Below are 14533 nucleotides of genomic sequence, written 5' to 3'. Positions count from 1 at the left end.
TGGAGGTCTGTTCGCCAAGCAGGTAATCGCAGATTTATAAGGTTGGCATCTATGGTCGCAGACAGCCGGAGTTGGATTGTAGGCGCTCATGCTTGGGGATATCTACAAATGGTCAGATTAAAGGGGAAGCGTATTCTTCAAGAACCTTGTTTATGAGCGAAGAGTCCTCTTTGTGGACTGCCAAAATGTCGTAGTAGTAAATTGTTCGTGTAGAGCGTCCAGTGTTTTGCTGCCAGATGTAGTTTATGAGCTGGACGATAATGCTCATCTCGCCTGTGCGAATGACGATTTCGCCAAAGTTGTCAAAAATCACCCAATCACAATAGCCTGCCTGCTGAAGCGCGCTGAGCGTTTTTAAATAGCCTGATTTTTGGTATTCGTGATCGTATTGGCATTCAAAGAAAAGGATTGGTTTGTGTTTTTTTATAACTACCATGGAAGAATCAAGTACATCGTAATCGAACCCGTCAACGTCACTTTTCAAGATGCGTATGCTGGATTCATTGGGGATCAGCTCATCCAGTGGCGACGATTTTAGGCCGCCCTCATTTTGTAATATCGCGTGTTTTGTCCCGTTTTGTCCGTCAAGTGAGACGTTGGAGATGTTTTTTCCTACCAGGGCTTTTATTGTAGTGACTTTTAAGTGGTTTATTGAGGTTTTTATTTTTTTGACATTATCTTCTAAGTGTCTGTAAAAAGAATCATCAGCTTCAATGCAGATATAATTAGCAGTGGTATTCTGTTCAGCCATGCCCGCTAATGAATCTCCGATATTGGCACCTATATCTATGATGGTTTCTGAGTCATTGATGTAGCGTGTTAGGTGTGGCAAGAACCTATCATATTTTGGGTGTTGTTTTTGAAAATCAGGTAACAGGTGGTGCGCTGGCAAGTTTATTGAAAAGCTTCTGTATTTATAGCTTATAGGTAACTTTGAGTATTTTCGAAGTTTTCTGATGATTCTTGATGTTAATTTTGAGATCAAACTTAAATTTCCTTGAGTAGTTTTTATTTTCCTAGCGTGCATTTAGGTATCCATTGACAGATTCTTCCTTTTGTATCTGTTATGCACGACTTGGTATCAAGGATCTTACGTTTAGAAATAGCCTAAGGGAATCCGCTTTCGAGGGCGGAACGATGATGACGGGAGTCTCGCCACTGGGATGAGTCCGTTTAGGCGGTAAAAAGGGTGTCAAATGCATAAAAATGCATCATTTATGCGATTAAGCATTTGCCATTCTCCAAGTCTCCCGTCACTATCCGCGTCATGCAAAAACGCAATGTTTCTATCGTTTTAAGAGAGCTGCTGGACCGCGACCGGATCTCTCCCACGGAGCTTCACCGGCGTACCGGTGTGCCTCAATCCACGTTGTCCCGGATCCTCAGCGGGAAGATCGCTGACCCGTCGGACAAGCACATTTCCCGTATTGCCGAATACTTCCGCATCAGCACCGACCAGTTGCGCGGGCGCGTGGCGGTGGGCGTTTCGCGAGATGACGAGCGAGATCCAATGCATTCGGAACTCAAGGACATTAGCCTTTGGGACGACGACACCCCCGTTAATGAGGACGAGGTGTCGATCCCCTTTCTGCGCGAGGTTGAATTGGCCGCTGGATCAGGAAGATTCGTCATCGAGGAAAGCGAGAAAGCCAGCCTGCGTTTTGGAAAGCGCAGCTTGCGGCATAACGGCGTGCAGTTCGACCAGGCCAAATGCGTAACGGTGCGTGGCAACAGTATGTTGCCGGTATTGCGCGATGGCGCGACGGTCGGGGTGAATGCCGGTAAGAGTGGCATCGGCGATATCGTGGATGGCGACCTGTATGCCATCAATCACAACGGGCAACTGCGGGTTAAACAGCTCTACCGCTTGCCTTCCGGGATTCGTCTGCGCAGCTTTAATCGTGATGAGCATCCTGATGAGGACTACAGTTTCCAGGATATCCAGGATGAGCAGATCAGAATCCTTGGCCACGTGTTCTGGTGGGGCATGTACGCTCGTTAACTCCCTTAAGTAAGACAAAACCCGCCGATGTGCGGGTTTTTTTTCCGCTTGCCAAAAGTCGTCAAGCCCTTTGCCCATGGGGCTATAAATGCATTAGCGCATTCATACTTTGAAAATAAATGCATTAATGCATTGACTGGATATCCATCCAGTCATACTCTTCATCTCAAGCCAGCCAACGAGGTCTGGTGGAGGCGGCAAGGATGCTGCTGAGGAAGACAAGGAAGGCATGCAATATTGGCAAGGACGCCACAAAAGCGATGGCAGGGATGCCAGGCAACACCGGCAAGGACGCCGACGCTTTTTAGTGACATCGCTTCAACAAGACAAGCAGAGATAGGCCGGCCTTAACGGTTCAGAGAGTTGGCAACTGGTCCGGGTGTGCAGCGTAAAGCCCGAAGCAGTTCTCCCGCAGACATGGATCATGGTCGGAAAAACATCGAGGAAAAATCCGTACCGCGCAAGCAGCGCCGAAGGGTTGAGGAGGTTATTACTGAAAAGCCTGGGCAATCGGGCTTTTTGGAATGCCTACCGACACATGGAGTTACCCGAACGCCGGCACGTTGCCGGCATTGATCAGCCAGGAGGCGTGAAATGACAAACGAGCTGCAAGTGTTGGCGGAAATGCCTATCTGGCTGGTGATCGTACTGGCCCTGATCGGAGGTGTATCCGGCGAAATGTGGCGTGCCGATAAGGAGGGCGCCCGCGGTTGGTCCCTGATGCGGCGCCTGGCGCTGCGGTCCGGCGCGTGCATGGTCTGCGGGGTTTCGGCACTGATGCTGTGCTACGCCGCCGGCATGTCGATCTGGACCGCCGGCGCCATTGGTTGCCTTACCGCCATGGCGGGGGCTGACGTGGCCATCGGGCTTTATGAACGTTGGGCGGCAAAGCGCATCGGGGTCAACGAAGTGCCGCCCTCTGGGCCTGATCAGCATTAACTGTTGCAAGGACGCAATGTAATGACACTTCTCAAAAATACGCCTCAACTGCCTTTGGCGATCGGGGACGCGCTGAAGGGCGCCTTTCCACGGTTGCGTGTAGGCAATCGCCATACCTTGACCGATGCCGAGAATAGGACGCGCGTGTTGATCAGCGTGGAACGTAATGGCCCCGGTGAACGTTCCCTTGAAGGGCGCAAGGCACAGGCCTTGTCGGTCTCACTCAGGGCCACGGTTGCGAGCGTGTCGTCGCCCTTTGACGCCTGTGATTTGGCCAGCCAACTGATGGATCTGGCCTTGGATAACCGCTGGGGCTTTGCGCCTGATCAGTGCGACTTGCCTACGTCGATCGTCGCCGCGCCGTCCCCACTCAGTGGTGCCGAAACGGACTACATCAGTTGGACCGTATCCTTCACTCAAACCCTCTACCTCGGCCCTGGTGTCGACATCGCGTCTTTTTCAGGATGAAACTGATGGTGATCACGCTGCCCCAACCCGCTCAAATCTTGCCGGGAGCCCGCCTTGGAGCAGGCATTTCTTTGCCCGTTTTAAGTATGCGCGCCGTCGCCCGCTAGTCTCTCCATTCTGTCTGTCGCTTGCACGGGGTATTTGCTCCTGTAGGGTAGGCCAATGCCCGCTAACTTCTGGAGACGACCGTGAAGGAAATCACTCAATTGGCCGCCGAACTGGGTCGCCGTTTACAGGTGCTCAATGCTCACGTCACCACGGCGGAGTCCTGCACCGGTGGAGGGATTGCGGAAGCTATTACGCGGATCCCCGGGAGTTCGGCATGGTTCGAGGCCGGATACGTCACTTACTCTAATCGTCAGAAGACCCGGCAGTTGAATGTGCCGGAAACATTGTTTCCGAAAGTGGGCGCCGTCAGCCAGGAAGTGGTGGAGGCCATGGTGCGCGGTGCGCAGGAAAAAAGCCTGTCGCGATTCGCTGTTGCAGTCAGCGGCGTGGCGGGGCCTGACGGCGGTTCGCCGGACAAACCGGTAGGCACTGTCTGGCTGGCCTTTGGTGTGGGTGATGAGGTCACGGCCGAGCTCGCGCACTTCCCGGGCAACCGCGATGAGGTCCGCCGACAAACGGTAAAGGCCGCGCTTGAGGGCTTGTTGCGACGAGCTGCAGCAGAAATAGAAAATCAGGGGTAGGCGATCTCCAATCTTTGTGGAACAATACTGTCTACTTATACAGGTGTTGGCCGCCCCGGCCTTATTGATTACGTGAGGACTTTAATGGACGACAACAAGAAGAAAGCCTTGGCTGCGGCCTTGGGTCAGATCGAACGTCAATTCGGCAAGGGTGCCGTAATGCGTATGGGCGATCACGACCGTCAGGCGATCCCGGCTATCTCCACTGGCTCTCTGGGTCTGGACATCGCACTCGGCATTGGCGGCCTGCCAAAAGGCCGTATCGTAGAAATCTACGGTCCTGAATCTTCCGGTAAAACTACCCTGACCCTGTCGGTGATTGCTCAAGCGCAAAAAATGGGCGCCACCTGCGCGTTCGTCGACGCCGAGCACGCCCTGGACCCTGAATACGCCGGCAAGTTGGGTGTCAATGTTGATGACCTGCTGGTATCCCAGCCGGACACCGGTGAGCAAGCCCTGGAAATCACCGACATGCTGGTGCGCTCCAACGCCATCGACGTGATCGTGGTCGACTCCGTGGCTGCTTTGGTTCCCAAGGCTGAAATCGAAGGCGAAATGGGTGATATGCACGTGGGCCTGCAAGCCCGTCTGATGTCTCAGGCGCTGCGTAAAATCACCGGTAACATCAAGAATGCCAACTGCCTGGTGATCTTCATCAACCAGATCCGTATGAAGATCGGCGTGATGTTCGGTAGCCCGGAAACCACCACCGGTGGTAACGCGTTGAAGTTCTACGCTTCGGTCCGTCTGGACATCCGCCGTACTGGTGCGGTGAAGGAAGGCGACGAGGTTGTCGGTAGCGAAACCCGCGTTAAAGTCGTTAAGAACAAAGTGGCCCCGCCGTTCCGTCAGGCTGAATTCCAGATTTTGTACGGTAAGGGTATTTACCTGAACGGCGAAATGATCGACCTGGGCGTGCTGCACGGTTTCGTCGAGAAGTCCGGTGCATGGTATGCCTACAACGGCAGCAAGATTGGTCAAGGCAAGGCTAACTCGGCCAAGTTCCTGGCAGATAACCCGGATATCGCCGCCACACTTGAGAAGCAGATCCGCGACAAGTTGCTGACTGCAGCTCCCGACGTGAAAGCTGCTGCCAACCGCGAGCCGGTTGCAGAAGTGGAAGAAGCCGACACTGACGTCTGAAGCAAACGATGACTGTTGTGCTGGATACACTCGTCGCCGTTCGGCGCACTGCTATGGACCTGCTCGCTCGACGCGAGCATGGTCGAGTCGAGCTGACGCGCAAACTGCGTCAGCGCGGCGCAGATCCTGAGATGATTGATACGGCCCTTGACCGGTTAACTGAAGAAGGGCTGCTGTCGGAATCCCGTTACCTCGAAAGTTTTGTCTCCTACCGAGCCCGTTCCGGCTATGGCCCTGCGCGTATTCGCGAAGAGCTGAGCCAGCGTGGCCTGCAGCGTGCCGATATCGACCTTGCGTTGCGTGAGTGCGGGATTAGTTGGCAGTCGCAGTTGGAAGATACTTGGCGTCGCAAGTTCTCCGGCCATCTGCCTATTGATGCCCGGGAGCGTGCGAAGCAAGGCCGCTTCTTGAGTTACCGCGGGTTTTCGATGGAAATGATCAATCGTTTGTTCAGCGGCCGAGATATGGACGACTGAAACTGTGTTGAGCGTGCTTGTCATTTTTGCGGGTTTGTATTGGTGAGCAGGTTTTTTGTGTAGAGCAAGCATGTTGTGGTGAGCGGGCTTGCCCAGCGCTGGGCTGCGCATCAGCCCCAATCACCGCAATCGCTCGCCTCCTATTTCCACTGAAACACCACCAAAAAAGGCTCACTATGAAAATAGTGGGCCTTTTTTTGCTCTAAAAAATCAAGCCGGCTCTGGCGCCACTCGCTGCTGCGCCTTCCCCTGAGCCTGCGCCCAGTTCTCCGGCAAATTGATGTAATCCACCAACTCCCGCAGTCTGCCTTGGTCTCGTCCATTAAAGTTGAACACCAGTCGCGTCAAATGGCTGAACCTCGCTTCATCATGCTCCTCACCCGTATACGCGAGTTGCTGAAACTCGCCGCTTAACCGCAGGCTGGCAAACTCACTTTGCAAGTGGGCCAGCGCCCGATCACTGAGCGGGTGATTCATACGCACCACAAACTCGCGCTTTAACCAGCGCGTGGAATGGAAATTGGCATAAAACTGATTGATCTCCTCCACTGCTTCTTCAGCGCTGTACACCAGCCGCACCAGCTTGAGGTCGGTAGGCAAGATATAGCGATTGGCTTCCAACTGGCTGCGGATAAAATCCAGGGCGCCTTGCCAAAATCCTCCACCGGGTGCATCCAGTAACACCACCGGTACCAGTGGGCTCTTGCCGGTCTGGATCAGTGTCAGCACTTCCAGTGCTTCATCGAGGGTGCCGAAGCCGCCTGGGCATAGCACCAGTCCATCGGCTTCCTTGACGAAGAACAGTTTGCGGGTAAAAAAGAAGTGAAAGGACAGCAGGTTCTCGGTCCCATCAATGGTCGGGTTGGCGTGCTGTTCGAACGGTAAGGTGATATTGAACCCCAGGCTGTGCTCCAGGCCGGCGCCTTCGTGTGCCGCGGCCATGATGCCGCCACCTCCGCCGGTAATCACCATCAAGTCCGAGCGCGCCAGTGCTGCGCCTACTTCCCGGGCTAATGCATACAGCGGACTTTCCACAGGGGTACGTGCCGAGCCGAATACGGTGACCTTGCGTCGGCCCTTGAACTGTTCGAGCACACGGAAGGCGTTGTCCAGTTCACGTATGGCTTGCAAGGTGATCTTGGCATTCCAGCGATTGCGGTCGTCCTGTGCCATGCGCAGCACGGTGAGGATCATGTCGCGATAAAGAGGGATATTCGGGCTGTCGGGGGCGATCAGTTGGAGTTGGGCTTCGACCTGCTGCGTGAGGTCGGCCCCATTTTTTTCAAAATGCTGGAGCAGGCTGTCATTCGGTTCGTAAGGCATTCAACTTCTCCTTCTTGCAGGGCCGGGTAACCGACGAGATGTTCGCCGGAGGCTACGACACTGCATGTGTCGCTGCTTGCCGCAGGGGGCAACCTTCTTTTGCCCTGAAAATGTTACAGAACAGCATCAGAAATGCTGTGAGCGAGCGGTCGGGATGGCTTGATCATGGGCCGAAAAACCCTTGGCTGGCAACCGCTTATTGGTTGCTCAAGAGTGAGTCTAGCCGTCTGAGGGGCGTTGCAGCGGGGGAGTGCGCGCCACTGAATAGCAGCGCGCGAAGGTCAGGTTGAATTACTTCTTTTTCTTCGCCGGAGCCGGGCAATCCGTTTCCACGAACTTTACCGAAGCCACAGGGCGGTTGGTTTTGTTCTCGGTGATTTCATAGCGCATCACGGCGCCTTTGGCCATCAGCTCGCGGTAGCCTTTGTTCAGGCACACGCTTTGCCCCAGTTGGAAATACACAGCCTTGGGGTTGGCGCGCATTTGCTCGGCACGGTCGGACATGACGCTCAGGTGATCGATCAACTGCATGCCTTCAACGGTGTAGGCCACTTCCAGGGTTTTTTCATCGATTTCCCGGGGCAGATCCTTGTTGCTTTCTGCCGCGACGCTTTGCAGTTTCCTGTTCATCTGGGCCTCCAGCAGCGAGGCCGCATGTGCGCCCAAAGGCAATACCAGCGCAAGTGCGATGGATGGGACGACAAGGCGCAGCATGGAACGCAGCATGAAACTCTCCTGATTCGGTTACTGGTGCATAGACCAGCCACTGCGCTGTGCGTTCAGTGGCGCGCAATTATAGGTGACCCCTTGCCACTACAGCCAGGCGTATCGCTGGTAAACTGCGGCCATCTCAGCCTTTCACGAGTTCTATCCGTGTCGATTTACCCGTTCCTGCGGCGCATCCGATGAGCCATGCCGTTTCCCGTCTGCGTACCCAGCGTCTGGCGCGCGCCATTAAGCCCTTCGTCAACCGAGGCTCCCGTGCCGAACGCTGCCCCGGCTGCCGGGTGATTCCCGAGTACTGTCTCTGTGCCTGGCGCCCGAAAGTCGAGGCCCGGTCCGCGATGTGCCTGCTGATGCACGATGTTGAACCGATGAAACCCAGTAACACCGGCTGGCTGATCGCCGACGTCATTGACGACACCACTGCCTTCGCTTGGGCTCGCACCGAAGTCGAGCCGGATTTGCTCACCCTGCTCGCTGACCCGCAATGGCAGCCGTATATCGTATTTCCCGGCGAATTTGTGGCGCCGGAACGGGTGGTCAACGAAGTTATCGTTACGCAGGGCAAGCGCCCATTGTTCATCCTGCTCGATGGCACCTGGAGTGAGGCGCGCAAGATGTTCCGCAAAAGCCCGTATCTGGAGCACTTACCGGTCCTGAGCCTGGCGCCTGAGCAACTCTCACGCTACAAACTGCGCCGCTCCAAACGTGATGATCATTTCTGTACCGCCGAAGTCGCAGCGCTCTGCCTGGAGTTGGCTGGCGATGGGGTTGCCAGCGAAGTGCTGGATGCCTACCTCGATGTGTTCAGCACCCATTACTTGGCCGCCAAGTTCCAGATGCCTTTGGATGAGACCGATGCCGTCCATACCCGTCTTGCGCCCTATATACCCGCGGTATAGCCAGGCGACGTTGGCATGATGGCACTGTAAGCCTGCACCCCGCTAAAATGCCCTCGGGCGTAGTGCTTGACCCCCTAGGCTACGCTGGGCATGCTGGGCGCCGATTGGGGCGCAACCGTGAATTTTCGACGTCGTATCACGTGCTTTTGACGTTGAACGTGCCCTGTGGCGATGGCTGCCTGGCCGTTGCCTTGTGTACTGGCGAACCTTGAACCCATCAAGGCAGCCATAAAAAACAGGATCATTTAATCAATGGCCACATACGAAATCCTGATAGCCGATGACCACCCGCTGTTTCGCAGTGCGCTGCATCAGGCCGTAACGCTGGGCCTTGGCCCGGATGTGCGTCTGGTTGAAGTGGCCAGCATTGCCGAACTGGAAGTCCGCCTCACCGAAAAATCCGACTGGGACTTGGTGCTGCTCGACCTGAACATGCCTGGCGCCTACGGTTTCTCGGGGCTGGTGCTGCTGCGTGGGCAATACCCGCAAATTCCCGTGGTGATGGTCTCGGCGCAGGAAGACGCTGACGTGGTGGTTCGCTCCAAGGAGTTTGGCGCCAGTGGCTTTATCCCCAAGTCCAGCGCCATGGAAGATATCCAGAGCGCCGTACGTAAGGTGCTGGACGGTGATGTGTCCTGGCCGCCGCAAGCGTTTGAAGAAATTAACGTGTCTGACGAAGCCAAGGCCGCCCGTGATGGCTTGGCGAGTCTTACGCCCCAGCAGTTCCGAGTGTTGACCATGGTCTGTGAAGGCCTGTTGAACAAGCAGATTGCCTATGAGCTGAGCGTGTCGGAAGCGACCATCAAGGCCCATGTGACCGCGATCTTCCGGAAGCTAGGGGTGCGCACGCGGACCCAGGCGGCGCTGCTCTTGCAACAACTTGAGTCAATTTCGCAGCATTGAGCTGTTATCGATTCACGCTTTTTTGACTTTGCGTGATCTAGTTTCCCCACTTCTTTGGTTCAGTTGCCTACGTCTATGTCGCCTTTCAAGGGTCAAACCGGTATCAAACGTATCTTCAATGCTGGGGGATATTCCCTGGATGGCCTGCGCGCAGCGTTCACTGGCGAGGCCGCGTTCCGGCAGTTGGTGTTGCTGAATGTCATCCTTGTCCCGCTAAGCTTTTTCCTGAACGTCAGTCGTGTCGAACGGGCGCTGCTGATTGCAGTGTGCCTGCTGGCCTTGATCGTCGAATTGCTCAACTCGGCCGTAGAAGCAGCCATCGACCGCATTTCCCTGGACCGCCATCCACTGTCGAAAAACGCCAAGGACATGGGCAGCGCCGCGCAGTTTGTGGCACTGACGATGATTACCCTGGTGTGGGCCGTGATCCTGATCTAACGATCAAGCGATGTTCGGCAGCACGATCTCGTCGCTGCGCTGAACCCCAGCGGTGAATGCGCGGCACAGCTCCAGAAACTCGCGCATCGCCGAGGTCTGGTATTTTTGTTTATGCCAGATGAAGTAAAACTGCCGCGCAAGGTCCAGGTCAGGGGTTTCAACCGGCACCAGGCTGCCACGGCGGAACGCGTCGCGCAGTGCCAAGCGCGAGATGCAGCCAATTCCCAATCCCGACTCCACGGCGCGCTTGATTGCCTCGGTGTGCTCAAGCTCCAAGCGGATGTTCAGCGCGCTGCGGTGATGACGCATGGCCTGGTCGAAGGTCAGGCGTGTGCCTGAGCCTTGTTCGCGCAGAATCCACGCCTCGTGGGTCAGCTCCTCCATGGTGGCCACTCCTCGCTTGGCCAGGTGATGCTGAGGCGCGCAAAACACCACCAGCTCATCCTCCACCCAGGTTTGCACCTCGATATCGGGGTGGCTGCAGTCGCCTTCGATTAGACCCAGGTCAATTTCGTAGTGCGCAACCTGATGCACGATATTGGCAGTGTTCTGCACATGCAGCTTTACCTGGCTCTCGGGGTGCTGCTGCATGAAGCTGCCGATCAGCAGGGTGGCCAGGTAATTACCGATGGTCAGGGTCGCGCCGACGGCTAGAGAGCCGAAGCCGGACTTGCCGTTGAGCAGGTCTTCGATCTCCTTGGCTTGGTCCAGCAGCGCTACTGCCTGGGGCAGAAGCTGATGGCCCAGGGCGTTGAGGCTCAGGCGTTTACCGGCGCGGTCGAATAATTGGCAGCTGGATTGACGCTCCAGCTCCGTAATCGAGGTGCTGGCTGCCGATTGAGATAAGGCCAGAAGGCCAGCAGCGCGCGAGACGCTTTCCTGCTGGGCGACGGCGACGAAGACTTGCAGTTGACGGAGAGTAAATCGCATATCTATATAACCGATAACCCTTATCTTAATAATCCAGTTAACAGATATTGTCGCCGCCATTAGAATGCTGTGCAATTGCGCAGCTACATTTGGCGCAGACCCATTTCCAGGAGTTACCCGTACATGAGCAACATGAACCACGAGCGTGTCCTCAGTGTTCATCACTGGAACGACACTCTGTTCAGCTTCAAGTGCACCCGCGATCCGGGCCTGCGCTTTGAGAACGGTCAGTTCGTGATGATCGGCCTGCAACAGCCCAACGGCCGCCCGCTCATGCGCGCTTACTCCATCGCCAGCCCGAACTGGGAAGAGCATCTGGAGTTCTTCAGCATCAAGGTGCCGGATGGCCCGCTGACTTCCCAATTGCAGCACTTGAAGGAAGGCGACGAGATCATCATCAGCAAAAAACCGACAGGTACCTTGGTGCTTGACGATTTGAAGCCAGGCAAACACCTGTACCTGCTCAGCACCGGTACTGGCCTTGCTCCGTTCATGAGCGTGATCCAGGACCCGGAAACCTACGAGCGTTTCGAAAAAGTGATCCTGTGCCACGGCGTGCGTTACGTCAACGAAGTCGCCTACCGCGAGTTCATCACCGAGCACCTGCCGCAGAACGAATTCTTCGGCGAGGCACTGCGTGACAAGTTGATTTACTACCCTACCGTGACCCGCGAGCCATTCGAAAACGAAGGTCGCCTGACCGATCTGATGCGCAGCGGCAAGCTGTTCAGCGACATCGGTCTGCCGCCGATCAACCCCGAGGACGACCGCGCCATGCTGTGCGGCAGCCCGAGCATGTTGGATGAAACCAGCGAAGTGTTGAACAGCTTCGGCCTGAAAGTTTCGCCGCGCATGCGTGAGCCGGGTGATTACTTGATCGAACGTGCGTTCGTCGAGAAGTAATCCCGTCAGCCCATGTGCTGACCAAGCAACAAAGAAGATCCAAATGTGAGAGGGGGCTTGCCCCCGATGAGCGAGTGTCAGTTGATACATCTCTGACTGACACACCGCTATCGGGGGCAAGCCCTCTCTCACATTTTGCTTCCGGTTTATTCAGTTGGCTGGGAGTACTTCCAGCACACAAATCATCCCCGCCTCGGGATAGTGCCAGCGCACATCCACGTCCCAGAACTGCGCGCCATATTCACGCTCAGGCCCAGGCTTTTGGTACGCCGGCCGTGGATCCTGCGCCAAGCACTGATCAATCAACTCCACCAGAGGCTCTCCCAGGCGTTGAGCGTGGTCTTGTGCTTGCAGCAGGGCGGTTTTCAGCCATTGCACGCCAATCAGGTTCGGCGCATCACTGGCGATGCCATTGGTGGCGTCCGCGACACTATCGGCATATGGCACATACGGCTTGATATCCAACACCGGCGTGCCATCGAGCAAATCAATCCCGGAAATCCACAGTCGGCCCGGTTCCACTTTGTCCAGCTTCACCACCGACTGGCCGATGCCGTTGGGCCGATGGGTCGCACGGGTGGCAAACACGCCCATGGACGTGTTGCCGCCCAGGCGTGGCGGGCGCACTTTGAGGCGTGGTTTGTCTTCCAGGGCCTGGTGAAACAGGAACAACAGCCACACGTGGCTGACCTGCTCCAGGCCCTGCACTGCTTCACCCTGGTCAAACGGCGCCACCAGTTCCAGCACGCCTCGGGCCGCTGGCGCCAGTTGTGGTTGGCGCGGAATGGCGAACTTCTCCTTGAAGCAGGAGCGTACGAAACCGACGGGTGAGACCTGATAGCTCATGGCTTACGCACGAACCCGCAGGGTCAGGCCCTTGAGGAAGTTGCGCAGCAACTGGTCGCCACAGGTACGGTAGTTGGTGTGGCCGAACTTGCGGAACAGCGCGCTCAGCTCCGGCTTGGACACCGGAAACTCGGCAGCCTTGAGGATGGCGTGCATATCGTCTTCCTTCAGTTCGAAGGCTACACGCAGCTTTTTCAGGATGATGTTGTTGGTCACCGGGGTTTCGATCGGCTGCGGCGGACGGCTTTCGTCCTTGCCACGCTTGAAGATCACCAGACCATCGAGGAAGTACGCCATTACTTCATCCGGGCAGAACACGAAGCCTTCTTCCTCATCTTTCTTGAGGTAGGTCAGCAGGTCTTCCTTGGTTACGTCCATGCCGCCGAGCTTGATGATCTCGACCATCTTGTTGTCGCTGATGTCGAGCATGTAGCGCACGCTGCGCAGTACGTCGTTGTGAATCATGGTGGGCAGTCCTGGTATTCAACTGAGGACACCGCCCATCAGGCGGTGTCGAGAAAAGGGGAGCGGCTTAGAACTTCTCTTTGCCGGACAAGTAACGCCATTGACCGACCGGCACCTTGCCGATGGACACGCCGCCGATACGGATGCGGCGGATCGCCACGACCTTCAGGCCAACGGCTTCACAGAACAGCGCGATCACGCCTGGCTGCGGGTTTTTCATCGCGAAACGCAGGCGGTTTTCGTTCTGCCAGCTGGCTTTAACTGCTGGCAGCTCCTTGCCCTTGTAGGTCAGGCCGTGATTGAGGCGGTTGAGGCCGTGAGCAACCATGTCGCCCTCGACCTCTACCACGTATTCCTGCTCGATCTTGGTGGCATCGGCGGTCAACTTGCGCAGAATCTTCCAGTCCTGGGTAAACACCAACAGGCCGCTGGCCTTGGCTTGCAGGTCGGCGCTGGCGGTCAGGCGCAGGAAGTGACCTTTGAGCGGGCGCTTGCTGAAACGGTGTTCTTCGGAGAGCGTTTCGGCGCTGATCGAGGCCATGGCTGTCTCGGCATCCACGCCAGCAGGGGCGTGCAGCAGGATGGTCACCGGTTCAGGCACTGTCGCCTTAGCGTCGGGGTCGAGTTCGACTTTCTGGGTCGTGACCTTGAACTGCGGCTCGTCGATCACTTCACCGTCCACCGAGACCCAGCCGCCTTCGATAAACAGCTCAGCCTCCCGACGGGAGCAACCGACCAGTTCGATAAGGCGTTTGGAGAGGCGTATGGGGTCAGTCATGACAAGGGCCGTAACAAAAGGGGGCGGCTATTGTACCTGTGTGGGCGCGGTTAATCCCGGCCCCATTTCATTTAGCCCTGACGCTCCTGCTGTTGTAGCTGGTGCAAACGCATATGGAGCAACGGATAAGGTTGGCCCAAGCCATCATGCTCCGTGCGTCCGATCACCTCGAACCCGAGTTTCAAGTAAAACCCCAGGGCCTGTGGGTTCTGTTCGTTGACGTCCAGCGCTTGGGCATTCATGTGCTCGATCGCATACCACAGCAGCTGTCGGCCAAGACCCTGACCACGGTGCTGCGGGTCGATAAACAGCATCTCCACCTTGCCCGCCGCAACCCCGGCAAACCCGGTGATGCGCTGGCGTGAGTCTTTGGTGCAGATCAGCATCACCGAGTCCAGGTAGCGGGTCAGCACCAGACCCTTGAGCAGTACGATGTAACTCTCGGGTAAAAAGTCATGAGTGGCCCGCACCGAATCCTCCCAGATCCGCGCCAACTCCGCGTAGTCGCTGATTTTAGGTGTATGGATAATCGAATGCTGACGCATGCCCGCTGCCCCTTGCTGTGATCGGTGCTGATGGGCAAAACGATAGACGTAAAAAAGCCC

General features: G+C 56.2%; 18 protein-coding genes. 10 read left to right on the top strand and 8 right to left on the bottom strand.

All coding sequences use genetic code 11. The features are described from left to right. Positions 1 to 112 precede the first annotated feature (112 nt). A complete protein-coding gene (locus AB4N82_RS03995) occupies positions 113 to 1027 on the bottom strand; it encodes an FkbM family methyltransferase (protein ID WP_122764862.1) in 915 nt (304 codons plus the stop codon). Between the two features lie 240 nt (positions 1028 to 1267). On the opposite strand from AB4N82_RS03995, the gene AB4N82_RS03990 reads away from it, so the two are divergent. From AB4N82_RS03990 to recX, 6 genes are all read left to right on the top strand, one after another. Further along, positions 1268 to 2002 carry a LexA family transcriptional regulator gene (locus AB4N82_RS03990; protein WP_095184318.1) on the top strand — a complete coding sequence of 245 codons (735 nt, stop codon included), beginning with the start codon at positions 1268 to 1270 and terminating at the stop codon, positions 2000 to 2002. 594 nt (positions 2003 to 2596) lie between these two features. Beyond that, positions 2597 to 2941, top strand: a complete 345-nt coding sequence (locus AB4N82_RS03985; RefSeq protein WP_032891769.1) for a phage holin family protein — start codon at positions 2597 to 2599, stop codon at positions 2939 to 2941. A gap of 21 nt (positions 2942 to 2962) precedes the next feature. After that, positions 2963 to 3409 carry a hypothetical protein gene (locus tag AB4N82_RS03980; protein ID WP_241089523.1) on the top strand — a complete coding sequence of 149 codons (447 nt, stop codon included), beginning with the start codon at positions 2963 to 2965 and terminating at the stop codon, positions 3407 to 3409. A 188-nt stretch (positions 3410 to 3597) separates the two neighbouring features. Next, on the top strand, positions 3598 to 4098 hold the full coding sequence (locus AB4N82_RS03975) for a CinA family protein (protein ID WP_032891768.1): 501 nt from the start codon (positions 3598 to 3600) through the stop codon (positions 4096 to 4098). Positions 4099 to 4182: 84 nt separating this feature from the next. Beyond that, a complete protein-coding gene (gene recA, locus AB4N82_RS03970; RefSeq protein ID WP_032891767.1) occupies positions 4183 to 5241 on the top strand; it encodes a recombinase RecA in 1059 nt (352 codons plus the stop codon). Between the two features lie 8 nt (positions 5242 to 5249). Further along, positions 5250 to 5717 carry a recombination regulator RecX gene (recX, locus tag AB4N82_RS03965; protein WP_032891766.1) on the top strand — a complete coding sequence of 156 codons (468 nt, stop codon included), beginning with the start codon at positions 5250 to 5252 and terminating at the stop codon, positions 5715 to 5717. A gap of 210 nt (positions 5718 to 5927) precedes the next feature. On the opposite strand, the gene AB4N82_RS03960 is transcribed toward recX, so the two are convergent. Further along, positions 5928 to 7040 (bottom strand): LOG family protein, encoded by a 1113-nt coding sequence (locus AB4N82_RS03960; RefSeq protein WP_095183974.1) that lies wholly within the window; start codon positions 7038 to 7040, stop codon positions 5928 to 5930. A gap of 291 nt (positions 7041 to 7331) precedes the next feature. Beyond that, positions 7332 to 7766: a PA3611 family quorum-sensing-regulated virulence factor gene (locus tag AB4N82_RS03955; RefSeq protein ID WP_122764863.1), complete on the bottom strand. Its 435-nt coding sequence runs from the start codon at positions 7764 to 7766 to the stop codon at positions 7332 to 7334. A 179-nt stretch (positions 7767 to 7945) separates the two neighbouring features. Here AB4N82_RS03955 and AB4N82_RS03950 point away from each other — a divergent pair, with 179 nt between their 5' ends. The 3 genes from AB4N82_RS03950 to AB4N82_RS03940 all read left to right on the top strand — a co-directional run bounded on the left by AB4N82_RS03950 (position 7946) and on the right by AB4N82_RS03940 (position 10006). Beyond that, positions 7946 to 8665, top strand: a complete 720-nt coding sequence (locus tag AB4N82_RS03950; protein ID WP_122764864.1) for a tRNA-uridine aminocarboxypropyltransferase — start codon at positions 7946 to 7948, stop codon at positions 8663 to 8665. Positions 8666 to 8917: 252 nt separating this feature from the next. Next, positions 8918 to 9568, top strand: a complete 651-nt coding sequence (erdR, locus tag AB4N82_RS03945; protein ID WP_032891760.1) for a response regulator transcription factor ErdR — start codon at positions 8918 to 8920, stop codon at positions 9566 to 9568. Between the two features lie 75 nt (positions 9569 to 9643). Then, positions 9644 to 10006 (top strand): diacylglycerol kinase, encoded by a 363-nt coding sequence (locus AB4N82_RS03940; protein WP_032891758.1) that lies wholly within the window; start codon positions 9644 to 9646, stop codon positions 10004 to 10006. A 3-nt stretch (positions 10007 to 10009) separates the two neighbouring features. Here AB4N82_RS03940 and AB4N82_RS03935 read toward each other — a convergent pair whose 3' ends face one another. Beyond that, complete coding sequence (locus AB4N82_RS03935; RefSeq protein ID WP_026013711.1) at positions 10010 to 10936, bottom strand: LysR family transcriptional regulator; 927 nt, start codon at positions 10934 to 10936, stop codon at positions 10010 to 10012. A gap of 123 nt (positions 10937 to 11059) precedes the next feature. Here AB4N82_RS03935 and fpr point away from each other — a divergent pair, with 123 nt between their 5' ends. Further along, the gene (fpr, locus tag AB4N82_RS03930) at positions 11060 to 11839 is read left to right on the top strand and encodes a ferredoxin-NADP reductase (RefSeq protein ID WP_003189055.1); all 780 of its coding nucleotides are present in this window, start codon (positions 11060 to 11062) and stop codon (positions 11837 to 11839) included. A 150-nt stretch (positions 11840 to 11989) separates the two neighbouring features. On the opposite strand, the gene tsaA is transcribed toward fpr, so the two are convergent. The 4 genes from tsaA to AB4N82_RS03910 all read right to left on the bottom strand — a co-directional run bounded on the left by tsaA (position 11990) and on the right by AB4N82_RS03910 (position 14473). After that, positions 11990 to 12685: a tRNA (N6-threonylcarbamoyladenosine(37)-N6)-methyltransferase TrmO gene (tsaA, locus tag AB4N82_RS03925; RefSeq protein WP_032891757.1), complete on the bottom strand. Its 696-nt coding sequence runs from the start codon at positions 12683 to 12685 to the stop codon at positions 11990 to 11992. A gap of 3 nt (positions 12686 to 12688) precedes the next feature. Further along, complete coding sequence (locus tag AB4N82_RS03920; protein WP_032891756.1) at positions 12689 to 13150, bottom strand: YehS family protein; 462 nt, start codon at positions 13148 to 13150, stop codon at positions 12689 to 12691. 67 nt (positions 13151 to 13217) lie between these two features. Beyond that, positions 13218 to 13928 carry an rRNA pseudouridine synthase gene (locus AB4N82_RS03915; protein WP_032891755.1) on the bottom strand — a complete coding sequence of 237 codons (711 nt, stop codon included), beginning with the start codon at positions 13926 to 13928 and terminating at the stop codon, positions 13218 to 13220. Between the two features lie 71 nt (positions 13929 to 13999). After that, positions 14000 to 14473: a GNAT family N-acetyltransferase gene (locus tag AB4N82_RS03910; RefSeq protein ID WP_032891753.1), complete on the bottom strand. Its 474-nt coding sequence runs from the start codon at positions 14471 to 14473 to the stop codon at positions 14000 to 14002. Between the last annotated feature and the right edge of the window lie 60 nt (positions 14474 to 14533).

This window comes from Pseudomonas sp. H1_D04 (genome assembly GCF_054683855.1).
This window is presented reverse-complemented; position numbering and strand designations above follow the sequence as displayed.